This window comes from Citrobacter sp. GW821-FHT02E08, from assembly GCF_059421685.1.
Genome location: NZ_JBWKVL010000030.1, coordinates 1 through 7,798 on the forward strand (window position 1 = coordinate 1; position 7,798 = coordinate 7,798).

9 protein-coding genes and 3 pseudogenes are annotated in these 7,798 nt (G+C 42.0%); 7 read left to right on the top strand and 5 right to left on the bottom strand.

Annotation, left to right across the window (positions count from 1 at the left end; genetic code table 11):
• The 6 genes and pseudogenes from AC07UY_RS21515 to AC07UY_RS21540 form a co-directional block, all read left to right on the top strand.
• Window positions 1–186, top strand: a pseudogene (locus AC07UY_RS21515) (RHS repeat-associated core domain-containing protein); the annotation flags it as partial.
• 149 nt (window positions 187–335) lie between these two features.
• A complete protein-coding gene (locus tag AC07UY_RS21520) occupies window positions 336–512 on the top strand; it encodes a hypothetical protein (protein ID WP_494660492.1) in 177 nt (58 codons plus the stop codon).
• Window positions 506–1,117, top strand: coding sequence for a hypothetical protein (locus AC07UY_RS21525; protein WP_494701911.1), 612 nt, complete (start codon window positions 506–508; stop codon window positions 1,115–1,117). Before AC07UY_RS21520 ends, AC07UY_RS21525 begins: the two co-directional genes overlap by 7 nt.
• A 48-nt stretch (window positions 1,118–1,165) precedes the next feature.
• Window positions 1,166–1,480: pseudogene (locus AC07UY_RS21530) on the top strand (RHS repeat-associated core domain-containing protein); the annotation flags it as partial.
• Between the two features lie 299 nt (window positions 1,481–1,779).
• On the top strand, window positions 1,780–1,860 hold the full coding sequence (locus tag AC07UY_RS21535) for a hypothetical protein (RefSeq protein WP_494660523.1): 81 nt from the start codon (window positions 1,780–1,782) through the stop codon (window positions 1,858–1,860).
• A gap of 3 nt (window positions 1,861–1,863) precedes the next feature.
• Window positions 1,864–2,373, top strand: a complete 510-nt coding sequence (locus AC07UY_RS21540) for an SMI1/KNR4 family protein (RefSeq protein ID WP_494660490.1) — start codon at window positions 1,864–1,866, stop codon at window positions 2,371–2,373.
• Between the two features lie 62 nt (window positions 2,374–2,435).
• On the opposite strand, the pseudogene AC07UY_RS21545 reads toward AC07UY_RS21540, so the two are convergent.
• The 5 genes and pseudogenes from AC07UY_RS21545 to AC07UY_RS21565 all read right to left on the bottom strand — a co-directional run bounded on the left by AC07UY_RS21545 (window position 2,436) and on the right by AC07UY_RS21565 (window position 6,798).
• A pseudogene (locus tag AC07UY_RS21545) lies at window positions 2,436–2,627 on the bottom strand (SymE family type I addiction module toxin).
• A gap of 6 nt (window positions 2,628–2,633) precedes the next feature.
• Window positions 2,634–4,091: a TrkH family potassium uptake protein gene (locus AC07UY_RS21550; protein ID WP_203361266.1), complete on the bottom strand. Its 1,458-nt coding sequence runs from the start codon at window positions 4,089–4,091 to the stop codon at window positions 2,634–2,636.
• A gap of 440 nt (window positions 4,092–4,531) precedes the next feature.
• Window positions 4,532–4,876: a YMGG-like glycine zipper-containing protein gene (locus tag AC07UY_RS21555; protein WP_203360973.1), complete on the bottom strand. Its 345-nt coding sequence runs from the start codon at window positions 4,874–4,876 to the stop codon at window positions 4,532–4,534.
• Window positions 4,877–5,032: 156 nt separating this feature from the next.
• On the bottom strand, window positions 5,033–5,278 hold the full coding sequence (locus tag AC07UY_RS21560) for a YmjA family protein (protein ID WP_494701912.1): 246 nt from the start codon (window positions 5,276–5,278) through the stop codon (window positions 5,033–5,035).
• Window positions 5,279–5,790: 512 nt separating this feature from the next.
• Window positions 5,791–6,798, bottom strand: coding sequence for a Stealth CR1 domain-containing protein (locus AC07UY_RS21565; protein WP_494701913.1), 1,008 nt, complete (start codon window positions 6,796–6,798; stop codon window positions 5,791–5,793).
• A gap of 355 nt (window positions 6,799–7,153) precedes the next feature.
• Here AC07UY_RS21565 and AC07UY_RS21570 point away from each other — a divergent pair, with 355 nt between their 5' ends.
• Window positions 7,154–7,585: a YdgH/BhsA/McbA family protein gene (locus AC07UY_RS21570; protein ID WP_494701914.1), complete on the top strand. Its 432-nt coding sequence runs from the start codon at window positions 7,154–7,156 to the stop codon at window positions 7,583–7,585.
• The last annotated feature ends 213 nt before the right edge of the window (window positions 7,586–7,798 follow it).

A 7,798-nucleotide genomic window follows, 5' to 3' on the forward strand; every position in this document is an offset into this window, starting at 1 on the left:
CATCAGCCCCTGCGCTACGCCGGGCAGTATGCTGACAGCGAAACCGGACTTCACTATAATCTGTTCCGCTACTACGATCCGCAGGTCGGACGGTTTATTGTTCAGGATCCGATTGGGTTAAGCGGCGGGTGGAACCTTTACCAGTATGCGCCGAATCCGCTAGGGTGGATTGATCCGTTAGGGCTTAAGTGTGGTGGGATTGTCAAAGCTAAAAGTCGAAATGATGCTTTGAGACAAGCCCGACAACATGCTCAGGTACCGCGAATATCTCGTGGTGGTGAAAATATTGGATTGGATGATTTAAATCCAAGTAGCCGTGGTGTTAACTGGGGAAAATGAAAGCTGAAAGTGGGCAATCATTAGGTTTGCGTAACCCCAATGGGAAAAATCAGTGGTTTGAACACCCTGATGGTCATCCCGATGCTGGTCAGCCAGGCATTCCCGAACATCATTCTGATGGCCATATACATGCAATAGATCCCAAAGGGAACGAGGTTATCTTTACATGGTAAATAATTCGAATGAAAAATTAATTAAACTCCCTATGTCTGAATGGATGATTCAATCCGGTGGTTTTACAAAGGTTCTCCCCCAATCAGCCTATTGTATTTGCTATCAATATAATATTGATGATGATGGGTTTGGTCCATATGGTTTTTCCACTACGCGGTCTGATAGGCTGTTATCTTTTTTATTTCCTAATATCTTATTTTTTTATAAGAATGAAAATAAACTTGAGTCTAGTTCAAAGATTGATAAGCGAGGAGTTTATTTTTATGGAAATAACAATGGTGAAATTGATAAAAAAACAAAGGAATATAACAAGTTAATTTTAAAAAATAAGTTTAGAGCTAATAAAGGGCTACCTGAAGAGACTCTCGTTGAGAAACCACCGTTACTTGAACTCTATAGTGGCAATACAATTGAAGTAAATGTAGTAAACGAACTCATAAAAAATAATTTCCATCTCTTATTTAATTGTTTTTTTACCCCAATGGCAGGACAAACTTTAATTTTATTTGATCATGATGTATGGGTTAAAGCAACAGAGTATTGTAAGGATAATAAGATTTGCGTACAGGAAGTTAATTCAATCGATGATTTAAATTCATGGTAATTGCTAATAAAAGTATGGTAATTATCAGATAGGCAAAGTTTCCCTAAAAACGGCGCACCGCTGGAAGTCACCGACGTACGCGGAAACGTGCGCTGGAGTGGTCACTACGGCAGTTTTGGTGAAGTACGGCATCAGACGGCAGGCTTCACCGGCGCGTTGCAGCACACCGCCCTCGCCCATCAGCCTCTGCGCTACGCCGGACAGTATGCTGACAGCGAAACCGGACTTCACTATAATCTGTTCCGCTACTACGATCCGCAGGTCGGACGGTTTATTGTTCAGGATCCGATAGGGTTAAATGGCGGGTGGAATCTTTATCAGTATGCGCCGAATCCATTAAGTCATATTGATCCTCTAGGTTTAAAAGGTGAGAAACCATCAAATTCACCTGATATGGATAAATGGCTTAACAAAGGAGGAGCTGTATGGGCAGAAATGGATGGTACATGGGTTTATAGAAATAAAGATGGTGCGGTTGTTCGTTACCCAAATGGTTATCCAGATTTTTCTCCTTATGCTATTCAGGAAACAAATGTCCCTGATTTGAAAGGAAATCACGGAAAAATGCCGGCGGTGATTTTGGTAAGGCTGATGCTTTAGCACCGAATGGGCCAGCAGATTATAGAAATAATACATGGTACCATCATCAAAATGGTACAACAATGCAAGAAGTTCCGAAAAATATACATGGTGAATTTACGCATAAAGGCGGGGTTTCTAATATAAAATGTGGAGGAGCGTAAAGCATGGCAATAGAGATTTATCATGGTATATCTAACTTAGATATTGGTAAGATATCCAATCTATATGGTATAATTTTTCCTGAGAGCTATATCAATTTTTTATCTAACTATAATGGATTGTTTATAGGTTCTAATTCTTACTGTACGATTCCTTGTTTAAAAGTTGATGATGATGAGATAGAATTCCAGGAATTATATGGCATTGATACATCGAGTCCGCTGTTTGATTTGACCAAAGTTAATAATGTCAGAGATGAAATAGTTGTATTTGAAAACCCATTTATCATTGGCGCTGACCCTGGGGGTAATTTTTTCTTATTCTCTGGCAATAAAAATGATAGTGCTATTTATTATTGGGACAGGACTCATATTCATTTTGGGGATGGTTTTGATTATCATGAAGTTAATGAGGAAGGGAATATTTATATGATATTTGAAAATTTTTCCGATTTTTATGATACAATAATGTCAAATGTGGGTGGCGATACCAATATAATTAAAGTGGCGTTTTAGAAAAACCTCTCATTAACGTACAAAAACCGGGAGAGTTTAACATATCTCCCAGCTTTTATTATTTAACATTCATTCAACACATTAAACATCCCGCCGCGCATTCCCTTAATAGCCTGTTTAGCCTGATAAAGTTACTTTCGCAACTCCTGTACTTCGTTACAATCCGCGAGCAGGATTAGGCTGCCTTCTGAGGTTTTTACGGTAACCGATCCCAATATCAAAATTGAATTTTGTCCCGCCTCTTGCAAAATCAATCCAACCTACACTCGCCAGAAGAAGCGAGAGAAAAGGATGAGCACTGGATATATTTCAAGGCGTCCCAGTATCATCGCGACGCACATCAGGTACTTTGCTCCCTCGTTCAGTGTGCCGAATGTAGAAACGGTTTCACCAAATCCCAGTCCCATATTGTTAATGCACGCCGCAACGGTTGCAAATGAGGTTAATAAATCATAACCCATCATATTAAGCAGCCAGATGAAAAAAACGGTAAAGAGGATATAGAGGAAAAAGAAACTCCAGACCGAGCGCATCACACGGTCAGTGACGACACTTCCGCCAATCTTAATACTTATCAAGGCTCTTGGATGGGCTAACTGATGTAATTCATGTCGGCTTTGCTTGAAGAGGATAAGAAATCTGAGTGCCTTAATACCACCGCACGTCGAACCAACACAACCGCCAAAAAAGCTCACTAACAGCAAAAAGATGATTGTATGCGTCGGCCAGTCCGCATAATCCAAAGGCGCCAGACCATTATCCGTCATCATTGAACTTGCCAGAAAGAACGAATGCACAAGGCTTTCCGGGATGTTGTACATTCCTGCATGCCAGACCTGCCATGCCGTAATCAGGATGACAATTAACGCGGTCAACAGAAAGAAATGCAACTCTGCGTTGCGAAGCAGAGGTTTGAGGGTACGCCTCAGAATGACCACGTACCACAGCGTAAAGTTGAACGCTGATAATAGAGAGAACAACCCCGCAACAAATTCAATAGCGTGGCTGTCATAGAACCCTATGCTCTCCGTATGCGTTGAGAATCCCCCCAGCGATACCGTCGACAATCCGTGACAAATAGCATCAAAAACCGGCATTCCTGCAATGACGTACGCGAGACTACATACGACCCCTAACAACAGATAGGTTAGCCAAAGCGTGCGAGAGGTATCAGCAAGCCGCGGTGTCAGTTTCTCTTCTTTAAATGGGCCGGGCATTTCTGATTGATACAGTTTTGAACCACCAATCCCCAACAGCGGCAGTACGGCGACTGCCAGCACGATAACCCCTAATCCACCAATGAAATTAAGTTGAGCACGATAGTAAAGGTAGGATCGGGGCAATGCATTAACATCACCGATCACGGTCGCGCCGGTGGTTGTAATGCCAGAAACGCCTTCGAACAGCGCATCGGCGAAGGTTAAATGAAGTACGTCATCCAGCCATAAAGGAAACGCGCTGATCGTTGAAAACAAGAGCCAAAATAACACGATAATGATAAATCCATCGCGCGTCCGCAGTTGAATACCTGTCCTTTTTGTTGCCATCCACGCAGCACCGCCGAGGATAAAACATGCAATGAACGTTTCCAGAAAAACAAAAAAGCTCCTTTCCTTGTTAACTATTGCGATTATCATCGGCGGCAACATAGAAAAACTGTAAAGCCATACCAAAAAACCGCACATATGAGTAACAACTCGAAGCTGAGATGTATTCAGGGAATAGTAGGTTTTCAAACAACACCCCGGACTTAAAGCGAAGATTCGTCATTTTTATCGCGTTAGTATATCTCTTCTCGCGATGAATCACCTGCCTGCGGTATCCCCATTCATACTCTGTGCTTACTTTGCAACCAGCCCCCCTTCCCGACGTTGCAAGCTTTTATTCCGCTGCAGTCGGCAAGTGTCGTTGTCACCGGCTCATCGTTTTTGAGTCAATGCCGCACATAAATGCCGTAACGGCAATGTTCTGGTCAACAGGTTAATGCCTGCCGATATCAGGATATTGGTGAGATAGCGTATAAACAGGAAGATTGTAAAAGTCCCAGCGACTACCGGGACTTTAAGGAGGAGTGTAGCGCCTTGCAGGGCGACTACATGCTTGTTGCTGGTTTGCCCCTGTCACCAGGGGGAATCACCGCAAAAGGGTAAAAGGTGAATTAGTTGGTTGCTTTGCCAATCATAGCGCCAGCACCGGCACCCACTGCGGCACCCTGAACCATGCTACGACCCGTCATTGCAGCAGCCCCAGCGCCGACAGCAGCACCGACAGCGCCGCCCTTACGCGCAGACTTCCCCTCTTTACCGTGTTCAGTCATGGCGCCAACGCCGCCGCCGACGACGGCGCCTTTAACGGTGGAGCTAACACTTTTGCCTGTCAACGCGCCAACTGCGGCACCCGCGACTGCGCCACCTGAGGTTTTATCCATTGCCTGGGCTGAAAAAACTGGAACCATTGATAGAGCACAAACAACCAGCAATGTGCCTTTAACAAAATTTTTCATGTGTACATCTCATTTTTTAGAGCAATTAATCTTCCCAGTGAATTTTACTTGCCCGAAAGCAAACCTCAAGTTAAAAGCGTTAACAACCTACAACAGTGCCGCCAGTATCAGACTATTCACTATCAATTGCCGCCGGGTTGGTGGTCGCCACAGGGGCTACTCGTTACCCCACTGGTTCAGAAACGTGGCTATCTCATCAATACGCTGTCCGTCGATACCCGCTTCGCTGGCCATCTCTTTCTGCGCCTCCTCACTGATTTCTTCATTATTCATTAAACGTGTAATCAGCAACTGGAAATAGCGTGCCAGGGCGTCACGTTCTGACTCGCTCACCGGCTTTGCGCATTCCGTCGAATACTCATCCACGATGTCATAATATTTAAGCGGTATTTCATTGTTCATAAATTGATCCTGGGGGTTTACGTTTATGTCAGTGGGTGTCTACGTTGTCTGACTTAGATAATGTCATGCTCAAGGGCTGGACACACCTCAGTTCCTTATGCGAGGGGTTGGTGAACAGCTCAAGCACCATAGCGATGGTTATATCGACATCTCGCGTATGGCAGGCTTAAATGCCATCCAATATCACCCCGTCAATAATCTGTCTTTTAACCGTCATTTTCTACTACTTATTCTGAAAATCCGCCCTGGTACACCAATGTTAAAATTAGCACGCGAACCAAAAGGTTGATTTCCTGAGAGTGCGAATCCTGTGCAGTTTATCAGCAAAGCCTGGACGTCGGCACACGGTATACTCTCGTCTGAGCATGTTTATCAATGTAATAACTCATCCGCACTGGATTATTGCATACCAAACGGTCGCAGATTAATCGCCAGCCTGCATACCTCTTTTGACAGAATTGCAACCACGCAAAAAAGTTGTATCCATGTGATGCCTCAGTCAGCTAGCAAAACTAAATCTCGAAACTTGATTTATGATTTAATTTTATTTCAAAGGCGTGTTTTAGTGCATTCGTTATCCCTTCGAAATCATTCATCCCTAATGTATCATTCAAACATACTTGTGTTGTACCATCTGACAATGTCTTGATGGCATCATTTATATTTTCAGTAGACAACGTAAAGCATATCCCTCTATCCTTTGGATGCGTAGGGTTAAATTTGCCATTGGCCAATTGCCAATATCTGAATAAATATTGTGTTAGCCTTAACGGAGCTCTGAATTTTTCACCTGATGATTCATTTAATAACTCTTCTTCATGCTGCCATATTTCATCGAAAGTACTTTTCAAAAATGGTTGTGGGACATGCTTGCTATAAAACCCTTCGAAATGCCTTTCTTTTCTGTTAAGAAAATTCTTCATCACAAATCGCCCATAATTCGGGCTATAGTACTTGTTTTTATGCTCACGCATTTTTATTTTTTTATCGAAATGACTATTTATAACACTCACATTGAGAAAATCGGATGAACTCATTATGATCTCACCTTTATTTTTCGGCGGGTATTTTTTTATAATCAAGAAATCATTAGGATAATCGTTCTCAAAGTAAAAATTTTCTGCCAAAGGTGATGTAATAAACGTATCATCATTAAATAATACAAACTTATCACTTAATCCTTTTATTCTATGGATATTTAATTCTATAGTATTAGAATTGAATGTTGGCAAATATTCATTTGGAATAAAATCATGATGAAAAACAATGTTTAGCTTTTCATGCTTTGTATTAATCCATGACGGAATTTGTCCACAAGTAACTAAATGTACTTTTCTCACCCATGGTGCGTATTTTTCCACACATCTGAACCAGTAGTTGAAAATCCCCATATCTCTGAATCGAGAGGGATTGATAGCGCTCTCTTGATGTTTACCCTTCCCTTTAAATTTAAGAAAATTTTTTTGCCAGGATGGATCACAGGAATCAACCCACAAAACAACAAAATCAATATCGCTCATTTGCACTACCCTGGATAGTTACTTTTCGCGCGATAATAACAAACTGCAGAACCCTTTTTTGAACTAATATTGGCAAATTAGCGACACTAATCTTTTTATTTAATCACTCAATAACCACAAAAAAATTAATAATTATAAAAATTTAAATATTATAAAAATCACGCCAAAGATATACCCGGTATTTGAGTGTTTCAGATGCAGTCTGAGTGAATCGCCAGCGCGTATTTGACTGTCCACTGGACTGACTTCGTTCTTATTGCCCCTTACCGGGTGGTTTTGATAACCATTCGAAGGCTAATAATAAAAATAGGAACCAATCAACTCCCGTTCTTGTTTAACCCAGAAACTGGATCACATGTTTTCTATGATCTCGTTACCAAACTCTAAATATTTCAGCAAATTGAGTGAGCACAAATCCATAGTTTCTTCACTACCTTCTCTTAGCAACTACACTTTAAAGTGCCGATTGATTCCGAGCTCTCAGCAGCTTGTGGCTTACGAGGATACAATGATGAAAAGACTACTGTGTTTCTCTGTAGTAGCGGCTCTTATGGCACTTCCGATAGTGACCATGGCTGCAGCCACAGTTACGCCAGCCAAAGAATTAGCACCTGGAACGACTCATCAGCAACAGATAGGTACTATCTCTGTCTGGGGAGATTCCTCTAATGATGTAGAGGCTTTCATTAGTAAAGAAGCCACTCATAAAGGTGCGACAAGTTATAAAATAATTTCTGAGAGAACCTTTGGAGACCAGATATACGGAACTGCAGTCCTTTATAAATAGTATTCATCCACAAGGTAGAACTAGCCCTTATACGTTAACGGCTTCCTCTGAGGGGAGTCGTTAACGAGTGATGTGAGAGATCTCCTCGGCGAAGATCTCTGATTTAGCAATGTACTAATTTTAGGCCAGGGTCAATCTAAATAGCTGCGCGGAATAGTAGATCACTTAAAGGGAACTCAGCCCGGATTGTGCGATCTGATCAATCGCCAAATA

Excerpts from the sequence above, each read along its gene's own strand:
- AC07UY_RS21565 (WP_494701913.1), bottom strand. The coding sequence starts at position 6,798 with ATGAGCGATATTGATTTTGTTGTTTTGTGGGTTGATTCCTGTGATCCA.
- AC07UY_RS21520 (WP_494660492.1), top strand. The coding sequence starts at position 336 with ATGAAAGCTGAAAGTGGGCAATCATTAGGTTTGCGTAACCCCAATGGG.
- AC07UY_RS21540 (WP_494660490.1), top strand. The coding sequence starts at position 1,864 with ATGGCAATAGAGATTTATCATGGTATATCTAACTTAGATATTGGTAAG.
- AC07UY_RS21535 (WP_494660523.1), top strand. The coding sequence starts at position 1,780 with ATGCAAGAAGTTCCGAAAAATATACATGGTGAATTTACGCATAAAGGC.
- AC07UY_RS21560 (WP_494701912.1), bottom strand. The coding sequence starts at position 5,278 with ATGAACAATGAAATACCGCTTAAATATTATGACATCGTGGATGAGTAT.
- AC07UY_RS21525 (WP_494701911.1), top strand. The coding sequence starts at position 506 with ATGGTAAATAATTCGAATGAAAAATTAATTAAACTCCCTATGTCTGAA.
- AC07UY_RS21570 (WP_494701914.1), top strand. The coding sequence starts at position 7,154 with ATGTTTTCTATGATCTCGTTACCAAACTCTAAATATTTCAGCAAATTG.
- AC07UY_RS21555 (WP_203360973.1), bottom strand. The coding sequence starts at position 4,876 with ATGAAAAATTTTGTTAAAGGCACATTGCTGGTTGTTTGTGCTCTATCA.